Source organism: Bacillus sp. MYb56 (assembly GCF_002976445.1).
Classification (GTDB): Bacteria; Bacillota; Bacilli; order Bacillales; family Bacillaceae_G; genus Bacillus_A; species Bacillus_A mycoides.
Genome location: NZ_PCOH01000050.1, coordinates 1 through 18,158, shown reverse-complemented (window position 1 = coordinate 18,158; position 18,158 = coordinate 1). Strand labels below are relative to the sequence as shown.

Annotated in this window: 18 protein-coding genes and 3 pseudogenes; 8 read left to right on the top strand and 13 right to left on the bottom strand. The window is 33.7% G+C overall.

The genetic code is table 11. The features are described 5' to 3' along the window. Positions 1–242 precede the first annotated feature (242 nt). Positions 243–1,151 (bottom strand): acyl-ACP desaturase, encoded by a 909-nt coding sequence (locus CQ058_RS28635; protein WP_105590142.1) that lies wholly within the window; start codon positions 1,149–1,151, stop codon positions 243–245. A gap of 632 nt (positions 1,152–1,783) precedes the next feature. Here CQ058_RS28635 and CQ058_RS28630 point away from each other — a divergent pair. Beyond that, a complete protein-coding gene (locus CQ058_RS28630) occupies positions 1,784–2,083 on the top strand; it encodes a hypothetical protein (RefSeq protein WP_002144219.1) in 300 nt (99 codons plus the stop codon). Between the two features lie 645 nt (positions 2,084–2,728). Further along, the gene (locus CQ058_RS28625; RefSeq protein ID WP_105590141.1) at positions 2,729–3,748 is read left to right on the top strand and encodes an alpha/beta hydrolase; all 1,020 of its coding nucleotides are present in this window, start codon (positions 2,729–2,731) and stop codon (positions 3,746–3,748) included. Positions 3,749–4,075: 327 nt separating this feature from the next. On the opposite strand, the gene CQ058_RS28620 is transcribed toward CQ058_RS28625, so the two are convergent. The 3 genes from CQ058_RS28620 to CQ058_RS28610 all read right to left on the bottom strand — a co-directional run bounded on the left by CQ058_RS28620 (position 4,076) and on the right by CQ058_RS28610 (position 6,815). Then, a complete protein-coding gene (locus CQ058_RS28620; protein WP_002187321.1) occupies positions 4,076–4,501 on the bottom strand; it encodes a DUF4879 domain-containing protein in 426 nt (141 codons plus the stop codon). A 506-nt stretch (positions 4,502–5,007) separates the two neighbouring features. Continuing rightward, positions 5,008–5,874 (bottom strand): Rpn family recombination-promoting nuclease/putative transposase, encoded by an 867-nt coding sequence (locus CQ058_RS28615; protein WP_002187322.1) that lies wholly within the window; start codon positions 5,872–5,874, stop codon positions 5,008–5,010. Between the two features lie 74 nt (positions 5,875–5,948). Then, positions 5,949–6,815: a recombinase family protein gene (locus CQ058_RS28610; protein WP_002187323.1), complete on the bottom strand. Its 867-nt coding sequence runs from the start codon at positions 6,813–6,815 to the stop codon at positions 5,949–5,951. A 203-nt stretch (positions 6,816–7,018) separates the two neighbouring features. On the opposite strand from CQ058_RS28610, the pseudogene CQ058_RS28605 reads away from it, so the two are divergent. Further along, positions 7,019–7,392, top strand: a pseudogene (locus CQ058_RS28605) (hypothetical protein). Between the two features lie 657 nt (positions 7,393–8,049). Here CQ058_RS28605 and CQ058_RS28600 read toward each other — a convergent pair. After that, positions 8,050–9,015 (bottom strand): hypothetical protein, encoded by a 966-nt coding sequence (locus CQ058_RS28600; RefSeq protein ID WP_002144228.1) that lies wholly within the window; start codon positions 9,013–9,015, stop codon positions 8,050–8,052. 745 nt (positions 9,016–9,760) lie between these two features. Between CQ058_RS28600 and CQ058_RS28595 the strand changes: the two are divergent. Continuing rightward, positions 9,761–9,956, top strand: a pseudogene (locus CQ058_RS28595) (IS3 family transposase); the annotation flags it as partial. A gap of 62 nt (positions 9,957–10,018) precedes the next feature. Beyond that, the gene (locus CQ058_RS28590) at positions 10,019–10,249 is read left to right on the top strand and encodes a transposase (RefSeq protein ID WP_002187325.1); all 231 of its coding nucleotides are present in this window, start codon (positions 10,019–10,021) and stop codon (positions 10,247–10,249) included. Positions 10,250–10,501: 252 nt separating this feature from the next. Here CQ058_RS28590 and CQ058_RS28580 read toward each other — a convergent pair whose 3' ends face one another. Beyond that, positions 10,502–11,332, bottom strand: coding sequence for an ABC transporter permease (locus CQ058_RS28580; RefSeq protein WP_002144230.1), 831 nt, complete (start codon positions 11,330–11,332; stop codon positions 10,502–10,504). Beyond that, positions 11,325–12,530 carry a quaternary amine ABC transporter ATP-binding protein gene (locus CQ058_RS28575; RefSeq protein WP_002187327.1) on the bottom strand — a complete coding sequence of 402 codons (1,206 nt, stop codon included), beginning with the start codon at positions 12,528–12,530 and terminating at the stop codon, positions 11,325–11,327. The genes CQ058_RS28580 and CQ058_RS28575 overlap by 8 nt, the downstream gene beginning before the upstream one ends. Before the next feature lie 247 nt (positions 12,531–12,777). Between CQ058_RS28575 and CQ058_RS28570 the strand changes: the two genes are divergently transcribed. Continuing rightward, on the top strand, positions 12,778–13,635 hold the full coding sequence (locus CQ058_RS28570) for a glycine betaine ABC transporter substrate-binding protein (protein WP_002187328.1): 858 nt from the start codon (positions 12,778–12,780) through the stop codon (positions 13,633–13,635). A 253-nt stretch (positions 13,636–13,888) separates the two neighbouring features. Here CQ058_RS28570 and CQ058_RS28565 read toward each other — a convergent pair whose 3' ends face one another. Further along, a complete protein-coding gene (locus CQ058_RS28565) occupies positions 13,889–14,398 on the bottom strand; it encodes a ClbS/DfsB family four-helix bundle protein (RefSeq protein ID WP_002191562.1) in 510 nt (169 codons plus the stop codon). 80 nt (positions 14,399–14,478) lie between these two features. Here CQ058_RS28565 and CQ058_RS28560 point away from each other — a divergent pair, with 80 nt between their 5' ends. Continuing rightward, on the top strand, positions 14,479–15,405 hold the full coding sequence (locus tag CQ058_RS28560) for a helix-turn-helix transcriptional regulator (RefSeq protein ID WP_002187331.1): 927 nt from the start codon (positions 14,479–14,481) through the stop codon (positions 15,403–15,405). On the opposite strand, the gene CQ058_RS28555 is transcribed toward CQ058_RS28560, so the two are convergent. From CQ058_RS28555 to CQ058_RS31975, 5 genes are all read right to left on the bottom strand, one after another. Continuing rightward, entirely contained in the window at positions 15,304–15,672 is a 369-nt protein-coding gene (locus CQ058_RS28555; protein ID WP_002191563.1) for a siphovirus Gp157 family protein, read from the bottom strand. The genes CQ058_RS28560 and CQ058_RS28555 overlap by 102 nt on opposite strands. 13 nt (positions 15,673–15,685) lie before the next feature. Then, positions 15,686–15,835, bottom strand: coding sequence for a hypothetical protein (locus tag CQ058_RS31990; RefSeq protein ID WP_162533070.1), 150 nt, complete (start codon positions 15,833–15,835; stop codon positions 15,686–15,688). Between the two features lie 116 nt (positions 15,836–15,951). Continuing rightward, complete coding sequence (locus CQ058_RS32510; RefSeq protein WP_002187334.1) at positions 15,952–16,080, bottom strand: hypothetical protein; 129 nt, start codon at positions 16,078–16,080, stop codon at positions 15,952–15,954. A 431-nt stretch (positions 16,081–16,511) separates the two neighbouring features. Then, the gene (locus CQ058_RS31980) at positions 16,512–16,676 is read right to left on the bottom strand and encodes a hypothetical protein (protein ID WP_002187337.1); all 165 of its coding nucleotides are present in this window, start codon (positions 16,674–16,676) and stop codon (positions 16,512–16,514) included. 467 nt (positions 16,677–17,143) lie between these two features. Continuing rightward, positions 17,144–17,287 (bottom strand): hypothetical protein, encoded by a 144-nt coding sequence (locus CQ058_RS31975; protein ID WP_157380022.1) that lies wholly within the window; start codon positions 17,285–17,287, stop codon positions 17,144–17,146. Between the two features lie 414 nt (positions 17,288–17,701). Here CQ058_RS31975 and CQ058_RS32505 point away from each other — a divergent pair. Then, positions 17,702–18,088: pseudogene (locus CQ058_RS32505) on the top strand (DUF418 domain-containing protein). Positions 18,089–18,158 lie beyond the last annotated feature (70 nt).

Genomic DNA, 18,158 nt, shown 5'->3' with positions numbered 1-18,158 from the left:
CAATGTTATCGCCAATTTGAAACATATAATCCACCTCCATATATGGTAACCTTCTTAACCTTAACATATATGTGATTTTTTATCAAATATTTTATGATATCACAAATTTATTTTTGGAGTCAACTACTTTTTTGATAAAAATTAAATTAAATAAAAAACACCCCCAAAACAATAGGGAGTGTGTCAGATTCTCAATAAAGGGACGGTCAATTTGCCCATATACATCCTAAAATATCGATTAATTAACATAGATCAGTTTTCCCTTGAAAACGACCAAATCGATCCCGTATTTTTTTCAATCTTGTGTGGTACTCCAAAATCTCAATTCTTGCTTTTTCAGCTAGAGGTGCAATGGGTCGTAAGTCTTTTAACCCCCAATAATCAACTACTACATCAAGTACTTGATCAAAATATTGCAGCGGCCCATAGTTAGCTTCTTTTGCAATCACAGTCATTCTATTTTCAAAATCAGGCATGACAGCACCTGGCATTTTAAAATTCCTAATCACATTGGCAATATGATAGCAATAATTAGGTTCCAATTCCAAATGTGTTCGAATGACGTCTCGATAAAACGCATAATGAAGAGTTTCATCTTTTGCAAGACGGCGTAATAATGTAGCAAGATCTGGATCATGCTTACTTGCAACCTTAGCTACATTATTGTAAAACACCATCGTTGCAAGTTCTTGTAGCGTCGTATATGTCATTGCTTCGATTGGTGTGTGAAAATCGGGCTCAAATCCACCCTCAACGACTGACTTTCTTAATTCATGTAATCGTTCGGGATTCACACTTCGAGTGAGTAGTAAATATGTCTCCAATAAATTCGAATGTTGATCCTCTTCTGAAGTCCAAGTATGAATAAAGTCTGTAATAACAGAAAGGGACCCTTTAAAAGTCGCAGATAAATACGTTGTAAACCATGGTAAATTCACCTCTGTTAATAAAGCTGTTTCAATGGCCGTAATTACACCAGAAGGAAGAGTAACTTGACTTTCATCCCAAGGAACTCTTTTAAAGTCCATTCCCTTATCCCATGGTAAAAACTCATGATAACCCCAGTCTATCTTCTGCGCTCTTATTTTATGTTGTTCATACAGTTCTTTTAAACGTGGTTCTAATCGGAAATCTAAATCATTTGTTAGCATATATAAGTGCCCCCTTTTCTTATCATAGATAGTCATTCTATTTTTACATTCATTTTTATCCTTAAAAATTTTCTACAAATAAATATTACTTTCCTTTTTTTAAGTCAAACATAACAAATTTGTAACAAAACTCTTTAAGAGCCCTATATTTTTATATGATTTTTTCAAATCAAAAGGGGAACCGTTACATATATTGTCCTTTTTTATAAAAGGGGTTCTGAGGCATACGGTGTGTTGCTTAGCCTAGATAAAAAAACGATCATCAGTAAATAGAGAATAACATTCATGGATGAAGATACTCGTCATGTTGTAAATCTTGGTGATTATAAAAAGGTGCATGCCCATAAAGAATCGTTTTATAATAAAGATTGATAAACAATTAATCTTTCATGCGTTTTCGCTACTTTCTAATTTTGTTATTGGTAGCAAAAACTGAAAAGAGTAATGGTATTTTATACACACTAACAACTTATTTAGATGTTAGACCCAATATATTAGATTAAGCGCTTGAAAAATATATACAGTTGATGAGATAGCCTTAGACGACAAATTCCCAACAAGATCACTGTACATTGACTATGATGGGGTTATTTACACGGTTAGACCGTGCACAAAGAGAAGAGGCGATAAACATGCAGTCAACGGAAGCTCATATGAAGGAAACACAACGTAGAGAAAAAATAGAAATAATATTTAGTCATATGGTAAAAGGAGAGAGTTATTTTCACGGATCCTCCTATCAATGGAAAAACATTGTATACCAAAATTATAATAGGATACAACAAAAAGAGTTAAAAATTGAACAACTTATTTCCAAAATGGAAAAAGAAGGGGTTCTCTTTGCGCAGCATCGTTCACTCATACACTATCCCGTCATTGATTTTGTCAAATATATAGCTAAGGTTTATAAGGAAACCCTCGAAAAACAATAACCATGATTATATTTTTAAAATAAATAATTATATTCAAAGAAAACCTTTACAAAAAGTTTATTTGTGAACATTGTTAACAAAAAGCTCAAAAACGAATATTTTTTTATTCAAAATAATATTCGTTTTTGTTATAATAACAACCATAACGTATTCTAGTCGTTTGTATATCTTCAGATTTTGTAAAATTTATTACACAAAAAGACAACTCTTAATTAGAGTTGTCTTTTATTTTTTCTTGATATACATAATACTGTTCTGGTGCAAAAACTCCAAGATTCTTACACCTGGAGAAAAAGTAGGACCTCTCATAGGAAAGATGCTATTTTTTTCTCTCATATTCCTTCATTTTTTTATTTTGAGAAGCTATATATTTTTTAACCTGATAGTGATGTGATGGCCTCTTATAAATCATTTATTTATTTCATTCTATGTATTCTCCTCATATAAACTCATTAATCATTCAGAAAGAATTTTATATCATGTTTTAATCCATACTATATATAAATTTTATAGTGTTCTATTTTAGCTTTTGACACAAATTTATCAAAAAATGGTTCCAATTGTTTTTTGATAAATTTGTTATACTCTTTTTATTAAGAAGTAATTCAAAGTAATAAACAAATAAGGAACGGAGATAAATTTATAATGAAAATAACAAAATCTAAAGGAGTATGGAAAAAAAGAATGCTTATATCTCTCATGATAGTTTTGGGATTGGCTCTTGCGGGAATTAGTTATTGGAACCTTTCACCAGTTCCAAAAGCATTTTTGATTAAAAAAGCATTTGAAGGTGGAACGTTCGTTCCGTCAGCTGATTATGACCATGCTCTAAACGAAACAAAAATCGTTAAGGATATCAATTATAATTCTAAATTCCCAGATGGCAAATTAGACATCATTTATCCGAAAAATCTTGCAGAAAAAACTCCTATTATTTTTTGGGTACATGGAGGTGGATTTGTAGGGGGAGATAAATCAGATATTACTGGGTATGCGGTAAACTTAGCTGCTCGTGGTTATATAGTAGTGAATATAAACTATGCTCTTGCTGCTAAAAGAGAATATCCAACGCCAGTACTCCAACTAGGTGAGGCTTATGAATACATAAAAGAAAATGCAAAAAAATATGACTTAAATCTGAATCGTGTTTATTTTGCAGGAGATTCTGCTGGAGCACAAATATCTGGTCAATTCGTTAATATTCAGACATCTGAAGGGTATGCAAAATTAGCAAAGATTGACGCTATTGTTGATCCTTCTACAATAAAAGGTGCACTGCTATTTTGCGGTCCATATAATATGCCTGAATTAGCTAAGATAGAATCAACTAAAGAAATACAAGATTTCATGCGTACCACTGGTTGGGCTTATTTGGGTAAAAAAAATTGGGAAGGATCATCAGAAGTAAAAATAGCTTCAATTTTAAATCATGTTACAAAAAAATATCCACCAGCATTTATCACAGATGGGAACACTGGATCATTTGAAGATCAAGGTAAAGCATTGGCTTCTGCTTTACAAAGTAAAGGAGTGTCTGTAGATAGTCTTTTCTTTGATAAAAATGTTTCTGGTGAGTTAGCACATGAATTTCAATTTAAAATGAATACCCAAGCGGGTCTAGAAACTTTCAACAAAGTTCTGGCATTTTTAAGTAAAAGTAAATGATATGTTTAAAGTTACCATAAAAACAGAGTGCGATTTTCAGGAGTACCGTACATGTTCATCAAGATAAAATAAATTTGTATCTATATACTGAAAAGAACGCTATTCTTTTTGTAGAAATATACAGAAAGGATGGCGTTTTTTATGAATCTTTCGATTCAAAGTGAGCTACAATTATTTGCTGAAGAATTACATCAACATCTTACCCCTTCATTTTATTAAAATTAAAGTGGTTTAAGTCGGAGGAAGGCACCTTAAGGTGTCTTTTCTTTATGAAAAAATCCCCACACAAGGTGCAGGGATTTTTATGCTACGAATATATAAAACTGACTATTTAATATATAGTGAAGTACGCCACGTATCTCTTGGATAGTTTATTGAAGTCTTTTGATATTCAAAAGTCCCTTCTTGATGATTTGATGCATCCCATTTATATTCCCAACCTACAATAGGATTACCACCAATTATTTGTGAACCAATACTTTTCACATCAAATCCATTCATTTTCGCAAAAGGAAACTGGCCATACCCTATTTCTTTTGTGTAAACATATAAGTAACTTCCCCCATGATCTTTAGTTGTACTAAAACTATTAGGGTTAATGTATTCAACTCCACCCAATTGTGACTCTACTTTTACCACACTTAAAGAAGTTAGAGGTGCCGCTGGCCCTGCAGATGCCTCCGATGCCATTCCTAAACCAACTACCGCTGCCATTGCTAATGATGATATCCCTAATGTAACTTTTTTAAACATATAAACATCCCCTTCTTTTATATATGTACAAGTTTGATATTAACAGAATTTTATAAGAATAACCCTTATTTTGAAAATGTTAACAAATTATACTTTTTTAGATGTGCAATTTAGCATATTGATTGACATGTATGATAATATATCCGTTGCTTTCAAGATAAAAAACTCCTTAATGGGGTAACGTCCCATCGCCATCAAGCTAAGGTTTTGAAGTACCCCCTAAATGAAAATTCTCTTTCTCTACAGTTAGTTATCTTGAGAAATCAGCTCATTTTTTTGTTTTTGGGGTGTATACATTTCTTAAGTTTATGGGCATGTATGGTGAGGCCTTATATAGGATTTTTAATCAAACTTTTTACAAACGGTACAACTTACTTTTAAAATCACACTAATGTAAATTAAAAGTAAACTGTCTAAAAAAGGAAAAATTTTTAAGGAGTTGATGTTTAAAGTACTAAATAAAAAACTTTGCGATATTTTTCGCAAAGTTTTTGTAATAATACGTATTATAATAGTAATTTTCGTATTTCTTCTGTACTTAGACCTGTGAATTTTGCAATGTCTTCTAATGGCATACCATTCTTATGCATACCACGGATTAATTGAATTTTTCCTTGCTCAATTCCTTCTTCACGAGCATGAGCTAACTTAGCTTGTTCATCTAGAAGTAACTTTTCACGAGCTTCATAAGCTGTTCGGAAAGAAGAGTCATGGCTCATATTTTCCCACTTATTCATTGCTTTTTGTAAAATTGGATCTTGATTCATTGCAATCTCCTCCAATGTTTGAGTTAAATGTTCATCTTCATGTGCTGGTAGTAATAACATCCAGCGAACAAATGCATTTTCCCATGGATTTACTTTTTCTTCACGCCATTGTTTGACCAATTTTGGAATTTCTACAAAATGAATTTCAATATCATCACTTAGTATCTGTTGCTTTTTGGGATTCCATAATTGTCCTATGGTGTGAAATGAATCATCCTGGGAGAATAATATAAAATCTAATAAGTTAATGGTAATTGTCTTCCGAAGTGAACGATACGGCATCCCTTCTTGCATTTGGGATGTATAGAGTTTACTCCAGTAATATAAAGATCGCTTCACCATATCATGTGTGTTACGTAATTGAATTTCGATATTAACTTGTGTTCCGTTATCTAGTGTTGCTAATAAGTCTAATATGGATAACTTATCATCTTCATAAGATTTATGAAGATGTGGATCTTCTAGTTGTAGAGAAGCAATAGGTGCATCTAAAGATTCTTCTAGGATAGCGTTTAGAAATCCAGTTAAAATCTCTTCGTTTCCCTTCGTTCCGAATAACTGTTTAAAAGCGAAATCAATCCGTAAATTTACTAATTTTGTGGACATGGGTTTCCTCTCCCTGTCTTTCTGTTCTTCTTATTATTTTATACTGTAATTCTTTATATAAGCAAATGCTACTTTTACCATTGTAGCTCCAATTCATCACAGTACACATCTAACTCCGTAAAACAGTTTTGTAAATCCGCTTCAAAATCAATTTCACGAATTATGCTATCTACCTTTTTTTCTAAATCTGAAATTGTTTTGTAAGGAACATAAAATATATATTCTCCTGAACGTTGTTCCATATTGTATTGTGATATGAGAAAGGATTCGATATTCTTTCGAACTTTCCCCTTGCCTTGTACAAATTTATTATTATTTTCCACACGTAACAACATACGAATAGTGGCTGCTTGTTCTTTAGTTTGTTCGCCTTTTTCGGTTTGCTTATTTTTTCGTATATATCGGTAGAGTGTAGCTTGACTAATACCTGTCATGTTTACAATTTCTTGGATGCTATATTCTTTAGAATCATATAACTTCAATGCTCTCTGAATGAAACTATCCTTAACACGAGGGCGTCCACCTACTCTTCCCCTTGCTCTTGCACTTTCAAGCCCTTCTTGAGTACGTTGAGCAATCAAGTCTCTTTCAAACTGGCTGAATGCTTGAAATACTGTTAACATCAATTTTCCTTGAGGTGTATTAGTATCAAATTGTTCTTTGATACTAATTAGCTTAACTCCCTTATTCTCAAAAAAATCAACAAGTTCAATTAAATCTTTGGTACTTCTTCCTAATCTAGAAAAGCTTTCAACAACTAATGTATCACCAGGTCTAATTTTATCTTTTAATCGAGTAAGATCTGGACGATCACTTTTCGTACCTGTTATTTTTTCAGTTAAAATTTCAGTACAGTTATAATTTTGAAGCATGTCTAGTTGACGAATCAAATCTTGTTGTTGAGTACTTACCCTTGCGTAGCCATAAATGTATGAATTCATGAAATCACCTAACCTTTACAAGATAATTTTATCATAAAGGGTAGTTAAAGTTAATTTGATTTTGACAATAGTTTTGATAACACAGTTAAGCGATTTATAAAGATTAAATTTTGTTCATTTTACATTTATCAAAAACCATCGTTTTTGAAACGCTTATAAATAATAAATCTAATAATTATGTACTTTGTAATAGGTAAGAGTTTATGATAAAAATAGGAAATATCCCAAAAAACACACGAGGGGCGTTGATTAAGATTTTTTTTAAAGACTTTAACTACAAAAATGAAGGTGATTATTTATATCCAGTTGAGTATTATCAATTTCGCCAAGCAAGCACACATAATACATTCAAAGTTGAACTATTATATTTTGACGATCGTTATGATTTCCATTTAACAATTGATAATGAAGCTATCCCTTCAAAGTATAGACTTGTAACAAGCATCTCCTTTGAATTTATGAAGAATTTGGATTTGAGCCTTATGATTTTAGTTCTAAACACGCTACTCTACAAAGGGCAATTGATATGGCAAGTGCAATTGCAAAGAAATATTGTGAAAATCCAGTTAATCAATAATAAGTAAAGACCAGATATTATATCCGGTCTTTTTTGTATTTGCTGTATGTTAAGGTGATTTTCCTGTTAAATTATAACAATTATTAATGCGTCTTTTAAATTTGAGGTTAAGGACTCAAATTTAAAAGAAAAAGAGAACCCAAATGGATTCTCTTTTCTTGGCATATTTACAACATGGAGAATACTGAGACAACTCTTTCTGTGACTTTACCCATAAAGTTGCCGCTAAAGGAAGCATATCCTTGCCGGAAATTACATGTTTTTGAGGAGATTTAGTTGATTGTTCGAGGGAAAAGGAAGCATATCTTTGCCGTGGATAAATTATTAACCCATAAGCTTGCCGTGAATGCTGTTGGTTTGTAATAAAGTTTGATCAAAAGCATGCTACAAAAATTGATTTTTCAACAGAAGAAACCCAAACATTTTGAAAAAAGTTTGATCAAAATGCTTGGGTTATTTGTTGCTAGTGAATAATTTTTTATAAAAAGTTTAATCATTTTTCTACCTGTGTTTGCTCCACAATCGCGCCCTTTAATCGAATAAACCACTAATTATTTTTGCTCTCGAAAATCTTCGATTGTAAAGTACACTAACTCTTCTCCACGCGAAATGAGCTCTTGCACAATTTTAATAGTCCGTGGTTCTGTGTAATCAACTTCAGTTGGACTCATCTCGAAGGGCTCGACGGCGTTCGTGCAGCACCAGCAGGATAATCATCCCCATTATTACACCTAAGACGATGCCGGCCTGTGTGGTCAACAACCATGCCAATGGGTACTCTGGGGAGGGTGGCGCATCGAGTCGAACTGAAGATAAGGCGGAATAGAGGTTGTTGGAGAACAACGCTCCCGATGAAATCCATGTCGCTGCCATAGGAGGTAGAAACCACCTTGATCCACGGCGGGATGATACCACCAGTATGCCCCACGCACCAGCAAAGGACCACACACCTGTACTCAATGACAGCAGGTACCACCATACATCGCGTCCCTCCATAGTTGCCTGGTCGATGCCAAAAGAGCCACCAACTGCCCAAAACACCTTGATGACACCGAGCAGAATGCAACCGGCAGCGACAATCCTAGCTAAGATGATCTGTAGTTGTAAAGTATTGCCCGGCAACTCCTTGTAGTCGGTTGTGCCACTCAGCGCCTCTGGCCAACGTGCCATTGCATACCCCGCTAATGCAAGCGGCAGGAAGATGCCAATCCCGAAAAGTGAGATCATGACGAAGATCTGCTCGTATACCCAGAAGTCGGCGGCACCTGCTTCTTGATCCCGGATCATAGCTGCAGGGCCCAGAATCGGTGCAATCAACAAAATGGGAACGAGCAAACCGGTACCAACCCAAATGGGTAGAGCGACCAACCACGCAGGTAGCCGCTCCCCCCATGGCCTGCAAAACGCCATTGCAAGAAGGATGCCAATCGCAGCGAGAACGGCGGTTACTGCGTTTATAATGCGCCAGCTGGCGTCACCCATTTGCTCGGTTGGAAGGAAGAAACCAAAAGTCCATACAATTTTGATCAGCAGGTAAGGTGTTACTGCTATTGCCGCACTATAACCGCAGATTCTACGCAACCTCATCAATCTTAAGGCCTTCCTCTCTGCACTAATTGCCATCTTCTCATCTCCTCTACAAGTTCTAACTCACTTTGTTTCATAATTATATATTCACAACTATCCTAATGCCTTTAAACCTTCTTTGTACAACTTTCAAGTACTTATATTTCCAAGACTCATATTAGTGCCTTCCTTACATAAGATAGTTACTCTAGATTATCGAATAAAATGCCATAACTTAACTTCGATTTCCCTTTGAATAAACCTTTCCTTAATTCCATTAGATGGCCTTTTAGTGGAGTAACTTTATTGCCGCTCAACAGTTCCTTAATCCGCCTTTCAGTTCAGATTTTCTTTTCACTATAAAAACATCCCCTTAGATAAACAGATCCAAAGGGACAAAACATCGCGTCTTTTTATAAACACCGTGACTTTATTTAAAAGCGACATTAAAAATATTCTTCAAATCCTGGAAGCATAAGTTTGCCGCAAACAAAAAGAACCATAAGCTTGCCGAAGCGGCAAACTTATGGTTCATATCACACAAAACTTTATTAGGGGAAAGTTTTAAAAAACGCCCTTATAACAATACTTACATAAATGTAATATATAGTGAATTGATAGAATTAAGACTGACTATTCTTAACTTTTAAAAAACTAAACCCTCGCCATACTAATGTGGTTAGATATCCAGTACTTCATGAAACATTAATAGAAATTGAAATTACTCTTCGTCTATCTCGTATTCATTAAGATATTAATAATTGGATGTATCTGTTCATGAATATGGTAATCTGATTAAGATTCTCACTACACAAGTCCTACCTACCAGAAATTAGTAAAAAAGAGGAAACTGTTGGGATAAAGCACCACAAGAATCGTTTTTGGGCTATCTGAAAGATAAAGCATATATAAAACCTTACGAGTGTTTTACTGAGTTGAAACAAGAGATAAAGAAATATATGACATACCTTAATCATTATAGATATCACTGGAATTAAAAAGGATTGGAGATGCTACAATAAATTGCACACTAAGTTAAAAGATAAAGGTGATTCAGTTTATGAGTAGAAAAGTCTATAATCGTCAATTTAAATTGGCTGCAGTCCAATTACTATTGGAAGAGAATATGTTTGTGAAAGAGGTTTCAAAAGAATTATCTATCCATTCGAATACTCTTTATCATTGGATAAGTGAATATGGAGAAAGTGCGTTACCATTTGGAATTTGTTTTACCCACATTTTCAATGGAGTAACAATTGGCATTCTTAGTTCTTTAGCAATCGCATCATAGCTCCGTCCATCATTTTTATACAAATGTACAGCTTTCAATTTAAATGTCTCTGCATATTTTTGAAATGTTGTTCTTTTTTTGCCATTAAAATATCCCTTCAAGTATAGTGTAACATTCCACATTAAGAATGTAGTTTTTTTACACTGTCTACTTAAAAGGGATAATACCAACTAATATTACCTTACTTGCACCAGCTTTAAGCAATAAATTTCTCGCGGTTTCAAATGATAACTTTTGGTATGTACATTATAATTATTTTTTATGAAAACCTTGTGTAATTCGATCTAATATAATTGCAATTACTACAATTGCAAGGCCTGCTTCAAAGCCCATACCTATATTAACTTGTGTAACCGACCGATAAACGTCTACGCCAAGACCTGGTGCACCGACAAGAGATGCAGTGACAACCATTGATAGAGAAAGCATAATACTCTGATTTACACCAGCCATGATTGTTCCAGTTGCAAGTGGAAGCTGTACTTTGAATAGTTTCTGTGACGATGTTGAACCAAAGGCATTAGCTGCTTCAATTAAATCTTCTGGTACTTGCCTAATCCCTAACTCAGTAAAGCGAATAGTAGGTGGCATTGCAAAAATAACAGATGCAATAATACCTGGTACTACTCCAACACCAAAGAATGTAATTGCCGGAATAAGATAAACAAATGCAGGCATTGTTTGCATAAAATCAAGAGTTGGTTTTAAAAATTTGGAAAACCTTTCGTTCTGAGATGCCAAAATCCCAATTGGTATACCTATAATGATAGAGATAATAACAGACGTCAAGACAAGCGCTAGGGTTTGCATAGTCTGTTCCCAATAGTTAACGTTAAGGATAAACAGAAATCCAATTAAAGAAAATACTATTAGTGAAATTTTACGGGAGGTGTACCAAACTAATAGGCATGTGATTGTAATAAAAATAATGGCTGGGATAAATATTAATAGATTTGTTAATAAATCAACAAATCCTCCGATAATAAAAGAAAATCCTTTGAAAAACCCTTCGAAATGCTGATACAAACTTGTAACAAGTGTATCAACCCATTCTCCTAAAGGAATACGTGGAATACTATTCATTATCATTCACCTCTTCCTCTACATTTCCTGCTAAAGCTTGAATAATACTTTCACGCTTTATTATCCCTCGTAATCTATGTTTATCATCTAGAACAGGAAGAGGTAACTTTGCCTTAACCATTTTTATATACATTTCTTCTAATAGAGTATCTAAATAAACAGGAGGAATGTCTGTTACTAATAAATCCGCTATCGGAACCTGTCTTTTAACAGCTTTACTAGCATTATCAGCAGTTAAGACACCTAAAAACTCATGTTTCTTATTCACTACATATACGCTAGAAACACTAGCATTTTTCATGATTTGGAGTGCAACACGTGGACCGCGATCAATTAATAAGGTTTCCGGTCTTTTCATAATGGATTCAGAGGTTAAAACTTTTCCTAAATTTACATCAGCAACAAATTGCTCTACAAATTCATTTGCAGGGCTCACCATAATTTCTTCTGGTGTTCCAATTTGAACAATTTCTCCGTCTTTCATTAAAGCAATACGATCACCAATTCGGAGTGCTTCATCTAGATCGTGTGTAATAAAAATAATCGTTTTTTTCATTTTATCTTGCAGTTCTAATAATTCATTTTGCATTTCTTTTCGAATAATCGGATCTAACGCACTAAATGATTCATCCATCAGTAGGACATCTGGATTATTTGTTAGTGCTCTTGCGATACCAACACGCTGCTGCATACCACCGCTAAGTTGTTCCGGATAACTATCTTTATTGTTTTCTAAACCTACTAATTTTAGAAATTCTAACGCTTTTGTTTCTCGTTCTTCTTTTGATACTTTTTGTATTTCTAAACCATATGCAACATTTTGTAAAACCGTTCGATGAGGGAATAAGGCGAATTTTTGAAATACCATACTCATTTTGTTTCTTCTTACTTTTCGAAGAGATTCTTTTCCCATTGTTGCGATATCTTCACCATCAATATATATATGGCCAGAAGTCGGTTTGATTAACTGATTTAACATACGAACAAGTGTAGATTTCCCACTACCGGATAATCCCATAATGACAAATATTTCACCAGCATAAACATCGAATTTTGCCTGCTTCACGCCAATATTCATACCAGTTTCTTTTAATATAGCAGCTTTGCTTTTTCCCTCTTCTAGTAAAGCGATTCCTTTAGAAGGATTCTTTCCAAATACTTTTGTAACGTTTTCAACACGTAATTTCGTTTCTTTCATTCTTTCACTCCTTTTCTTTGACTCTATACAAATACTGTAACTATTTCTAAACCAAATAGTACATTACAATAGTTCATCAAAGACTTTTTTTTATTTTTTTGTTAAGCTATTAATAGTTAGTTTATATTATTCATAGTTATAATTATAAAATATTTATTTATAATTATAAAGTATTTAGCTTTACTGAAATAATTTTCTACGTTAGTTAAAGAAGAAATATCTAATCATAGAGACTAGGAGGAGCTTGATGAAGAAAAAAATATGGCTTCTGTGCATACTATTATTAATTAGCATAATTACTACTTCTTGTAGTGGCGCGAACAGTAATGCAAAGGGAAAAATTAAAATTGGTGTAACGAGTTGGAAAGAAAACATAGCTACCGCAAATATGTGGAAAGTATTACTTGAGGAAAAAGGTTATAAAGTTGAATTGTTATATTTAGAAAAGGCAGCCGTTTGGACCGGGGTAGCACGAGGAGATGTGGACGCCAACTTAGAGGTCTGGCTACCAATTACTGATAAGCCATTATATGAAAAATATAAGGATGATGTTGTAATAAAATCAGCGTGGTATAAAGGTACTGGTCTTGGTTTAGTTGTTCCTTCATACATGACAGATATCAATAGTATTGAGGATTTGAATGCAAATAAGGATAAATTTAACAATAAAATCATTGGTATTGAACCTGGTAGCAGTTTAATGGGCTTAACAGATAAAGCGATACACAAATATGGGATAGAGCTAAATCTTGTTCAATCTTCAGAAGCCGCTATGATGAGTGAATTAAAAAAAGCATATAATCAAAAGAAACCCATTGCAGTAACATTATGGAATCCACATTGGGCTTTTTCAGAGTTTGATCTTAAATATTTAAAAGATCCTAAAAAGGTGTATGGAGAAAAAGATGATATTTATTACTCTGTTCGTAAAGGATTTGAAAAAGATTATCCAGAGCTTATAAAGTATTTTGATAACTGGAACATGACCGATGAGCAACTCGGAACGTTGATGACCATGATTAATGAATCGAATGACCCTGAACAGGCCGCTGAAAAATGGATAAAAAAGAATAAAAAATTAGTAGATACATGGATGAAAAAGTAATCATTTATGGGGTACGGCAACCATTCCTTCTTTTTGGAGCCACTCGTAAATAAAAAGAAAGAGAAGTGATGTTTTCATATAATCATTTCTCTTTCTTTTTATTAGCTTGATAGCGATGAGGTTCCTTCAACAAAGCGCGAATTTCGTACACTAAGAAAATTCAAATAAATAAAGTCCATTTCTTTTAGTGTATAAGAAATGGACTTTATTGTCTTTTGTCTAACTTTCTGGATACTTACTTTTCTTAAATTACTTATAAAACTATTTTTTTCCATTTACGAATTTTAGTTCTGAAATTCGTAAATGGAGCAACTGTATTGATATGCACCCATTTCCAAACAGGCCACATTGCTTTTGTTGTGGCCCATTTTCTTTGTTCTGATTGGAATAATTCTTTTTCAGAAAGATCATTTATCCAATCGACTAACTTTCGAACTAACTTTGTCAATTCTTCCTCCTGCTGTTTTAAAGTTAAAACACCGTACTGCTCATAAAAAGATTGATAAAGTTTACCTAAGTTATTCCATTTGTAGTCTGGAGTGGGCGTTTGTACGTCAAGTCCACATTGTTCGTCTTTTTCCCACGATAACAACAAGTTGATCCACCCCAATTGATAAGAAAGTATTTCAGAAGGAGATTTATCCACTTCAGAGATATGTTTATCTCTCAACTCTTCAGGAATCACCTTAAATTCTTCAATAAATTTCTTATAGGCTTTATCGATTGATTCAATTAATTCTTCAGCATTAGAGTACTGTTTCATAATACTTTCACACCTTTATTTTTGATACCTTCAGTATATGATAGAATGGTATCAAAACATGATACCATTAGGAGCTTTTTATGAAAAAAGACGAGCGACTCATTCAAGAAATGATCTATATCAATTCAAAAAATAATTTTAACCTTAACGACTTGATTGGAGAATTCGATATTTCTAGAAGTACCGCCTTACGAGACATTTCTTCCTTAGAAGAACTAGGTGTTCCTCTTTATTCTGAAAAGGGAAGTCATGGTGGATATCACGTGTTAGAAAATCAACTTCTACCACCAATTTATTTTAGTAATAATGAATTACATTCTATATTCTTTTCGCTACAACTATTAAAAACATTGTTAAAAACTCCATTTGATAAAGACTACAAAGAAATTAAAGAAAAACTATTAGCTATACTGCCAAAGAAGCAAAAAGAAATGGTTCAACAGGCGGATCAAGTCATCCAATTTGTAGGAATAAATCAAAAAAAAGAGTCTCCCTTTTTAGGAGAACTTTTCTCTGCAATACTCAATAAAAAGGTAATAGAAATCAGTTATTGTCGCTATGGCAACAATCAAAGAGTCATTCAAACCCTAAGATTATTAATCACGGATGGAAATTGGTATTGCTTTAGTTGGCATTTAGACAAAAATGAATTTCGAAATTTTCGTTGTGACTATATTCAATCCGTAAAGTATAAAGATAAAGAAAGCATTCCTTTTACTGAAGAGACAATTAGTTCTTTATTTAGAAAACAATTCAATACACAACGCCCTTTTTCTTTTAAAGTCAAAGTTAGTGATAAAGGGTTCGAACAGTTCTATAAACGCATTTACGATAACATATCTCTTCAAGAAGAAGAACAAAATAAATACATTATTGGGACTTTTGGAGAAAAGGAGATAGATTTTCTAGTTCAGTATTTTTTGTCTTTTATAGCAACAAGATTCATTTTTATCGTTTTGGGGGTACTTTTTATTTTTAACTTGATGGGCATGTATGGTGACCCCTAATAAGATCATTTGCTGATACAAGTAATCTTTTAAGCTCTTACAGTTGTTTTCTACCGCTCTTCTACGGTCTGCTAATCGTTTTTCTTCTAACTTGATAGCTTCTGTATCTGCTTCAAGGTTGCGGATTAATAGAGCGATATTTTGCGCCTTATCTTGAATGCTTTCTTCAATTGCTTGTAATGTATCTTCCAATGCTGATGGATCTACGCCATCCTCAATCATCATTTGTAGTTCGCGGTAATTATTTGTTAAGTCATAAAGTTTCATAGTTTATTTCCTCCTAGAACGGCATTTCGCCATGTGGTTTATTTGTTAAAACTGTGATTACATAGTCAAGATCTATCTTTTTCACACTGTCTTGTTCTTTATCAGACATTTGCTTTAAAGTTTCGATTGCACGTTCTACTTGTTTATCTTTAATTTCAACCACATCTTTCACCCCATCCGATTGTTTTCCCGCAATCTACACAATAGTCATACTGCGGTTCCATAACTGCTTCACCAGGGATGTATCCATAATGCGTATCTATGTTTTTGTGCTTGCATTTAGCTTGTTTTTCTTTCTAGAACCACTGAGCAATATTGTTCTTCATGGACTTTTACGCCGTGTTTTGTAAGTAGGCGTTTTCCGCAATGATCACATTGATACAAGGTTTGATTTATTAAAACTTTCATTTCCACATTCCTCCTTATTTACTACGAAAAGTCGATGTGATATAATGAAGGCATCTTAATCTTTCGACTTTTCGAGAAACGCCCTGTCTCCCAACTGGGCGTTTTTTCATTTTGTTTTGATAATTTCTAACTATTCTGTTAAAATGTAATTACCGTTGTGTTACAACCGGCCTGTGCTTCTGTACGGGCTTTTTATTATGCTAGTTTTTAGCTAGCGGATACATTATTCTCACTTCTTTCTGATGCTTCGCGCATCGGAATATCCAGGAACCCATTTGCTAGGTGGGGGATACCGTTAGATCCCTGAATATTCAGACAAGTGGAGACTTGTCTATATTTGTAAATTTGTGGTATTATAAGTTTATAAGGTCGCCAATTCGACCTTACCCTTATAAAATGAGCCGTTGAGTTTCACACTCATGGCTCATTTTTTATTTAGCTTTAGACTCTTTTTTTAGTTCTAAAAGCGTATGGAACGTATTTCTTTTAATCGTTTCTAACAGTTGAAATGCTTCATGTGGCGTATAATCTTCTTCCTCAACTAATCTCGCAAGACCAGTAATTATTAGCTGTTGACCAAAACTCTCTAGATTCAATTCCCATTCCCCTCTCTATTTAGCTAGAGTGATATACTCTTCTAAGGACTTTTCAATTGGACACATTTACCACTTTTTATTTTTAAAAATTATGATAATATAACTTTACCGAGTCCCTTCATTCTCGGTACAACTCATATTAGAGAGCCCCGAATCCCTCAACATCCCTTTGCTCGGGGCTCTTCTATTTAATTAACTCCGCTAAAACGATGTATCCATGATGTTTTACAATAGCTTCCGCGCTGTTATGTACTCCTCTAGCCTTTAAATCTCATATCATTTTGATGATGTTTTCTCGTTCGTCTTTATCTCGCTTGCCTTACCACCTTATTTATCTATTAGGGGTCACCATACATGCCCATCAACCTAACAGAACAAGTTGCCCCCAAAATGAAATTTCTATGTTTGATTAAGCCCTGTTTGTTTTAAAGATTGTATACTACTTTATAGTGATGACAATAGTAGCTCTAAAAAAATAGTGTTCTCAAGATATTTATCTTAAGAACACTATTTTCTAATTCAGCTTTATTTAAAATACTAACTGCGATAGGTAAGACTTTGAAGTTATCTCCATCTTTTCCCCCGCTTAGCACTGTACGTGCGACTTTCATCGCATACAGCGCCCCATCTTATCCTTTTATAGGGGTCTTGCCACATCGCTATCAAGCTAATAAAAAGAAATGCCCCCTAGAAGGGGTCACTCATGTATTTTAACGGATTCATTTTACTTTATGTTTTTAGGGATTAATTGAGCAGGTCCTTTTGAAAAAAAAAGACGCCATAAGGCGTCCCCCACAATTGGGTAGATAAGGTTTAGTTTTCCAATCTAAAGAAATTATGTATCACACTTTGAAAGTATATCATAATATCCAATCGGCTTAATATGCATTATTACATACCCTTTTCCAAGCTTCTAAATTTCATAAAGAAAAGACACCCTAAGGTGCCTTCCTCCGACTTGATAACCACTTTAATTTTAATAATATGCATTTGGATTTTCATCCGAATAATATTTTACCACATTAATTTATATTGTCCATTATTTCTTAGAGGTCGATACATATTACTCTCATTCTATTCAACTATGGATCTTTTTTAGTGGCAAGACGCTAGCAGTCTTTTATGTATGTTCCCTGGTTCGACTTTGTGAAAGTCAAAAATGGATAGATAAACTTAAACCATTTGGTGCAGTTGGTAAATGAGCCCTAACCAATTACATATTTCAAACCATCATTGTACTTGTTGTTCTTTCGACATACTTTCATGATATATCAAGATTAACGTATTGGCAGCTATGTATCTTTGGAATAGGAATATGCATTTTTCAAGGTATTAGTAGCATCTTGTGGACTAAATTCTTTCAATATGGGCGATTAGAGTGGCTATGGCGTAAATGTGTTTATAAAAAATAAGATGGATACGGGCAGGATATGTTAATCAATTCGCGAATACTTCAAATAATCATTAGCAAAGATTCTGCAT

Coding starts and splice junctions, on each gene's coding strand:
- CQ058_RS31975 (WP_157380022.1), bottom strand. CDS start 17,287: ATGAAAGTCGCACGTACAGTGCTAAGCGGGGGAAAAGATGGAGATAAC.
- CQ058_RS28600 (WP_002144228.1), bottom strand. CDS start 9,015: ATGGCAATTAGTGCAGAGAGGAAGGCCTTAAGATTGATGAGGTTGCGT.
- CQ058_RS28590 (WP_002187325.1), top strand. CDS start 10,019: ATGAGTAGAAAAGTCTATAATCGTCAATTTAAATTGGCTGCAGTCCAA.
- CQ058_RS28610 (WP_002187323.1), bottom strand. CDS start 6,815: ATGAATTCATACATTTATGGCTACGCAAGGGTAAGTACTCAACAACAA.
- CQ058_RS28570 (WP_002187328.1), top strand. CDS start 12,778: ATGAAGAAAAAAATATGGCTTCTGTGCATACTATTATTAATTAGCATA.
- CQ058_RS32510 (WP_002187334.1), bottom strand. CDS start 16,080: ATGAAAGTTTTAATAAATCAAACCTTGTATCAATGTGATCATTGCGGA.
- CQ058_RS28560 (WP_002187331.1), top strand. CDS start 14,479: ATGAAAAAAGACGAGCGACTCATTCAAGAAATGATCTATATCAATTCA.
- CQ058_RS28635 (WP_105590142.1), bottom strand. CDS start 1,151: ATGCTAACAAATGATTTAGATTTCCGATTAGAACCACGTTTAAAAGAA.
- CQ058_RS28565 (WP_002191562.1), bottom strand. CDS start 14,398: ATGAAACAGTACTCTAATGCTGAAGAATTAATTGAATCAATCGATAAA.
- CQ058_RS28575 (WP_002187327.1), bottom strand. CDS start 12,530: ATGAAAGAAACGAAATTACGTGTTGAAAACGTTACAAAAGTATTTGGA.
- CQ058_RS28555 (WP_002191563.1), bottom strand. CDS start 15,672: ATGAAACTTTATGACTTAACAAATAATTACCGCGAACTACAAATGATG.
- CQ058_RS28615 (WP_002187322.1), bottom strand. CDS start 5,874: ATGTCCACAAAATTAGTAAATTTACGGATTGATTTCGCTTTTAAACAG.
- CQ058_RS28625 (WP_105590141.1), top strand. CDS start 2,729: ATGAAAATAACAAAATCTAAAGGAGTATGGAAAAAAAGAATGCTTATA.
- CQ058_RS28620 (WP_002187321.1), bottom strand. CDS start 4,501: ATGTTTAAAAAAGTTACATTAGGGATATCATCATTAGCAATGGCAGCG.
- CQ058_RS28580 (WP_002144230.1), bottom strand. CDS start 11,332: ATGAATAGTATTCCACGTATTCCTTTAGGAGAATGGGTTGATACACTT.
- CQ058_RS28630 (WP_002144219.1), top strand. CDS start 1,784: ATGCAGTCAACGGAAGCTCATATGAAGGAAACACAACGTAGAGAAAAA.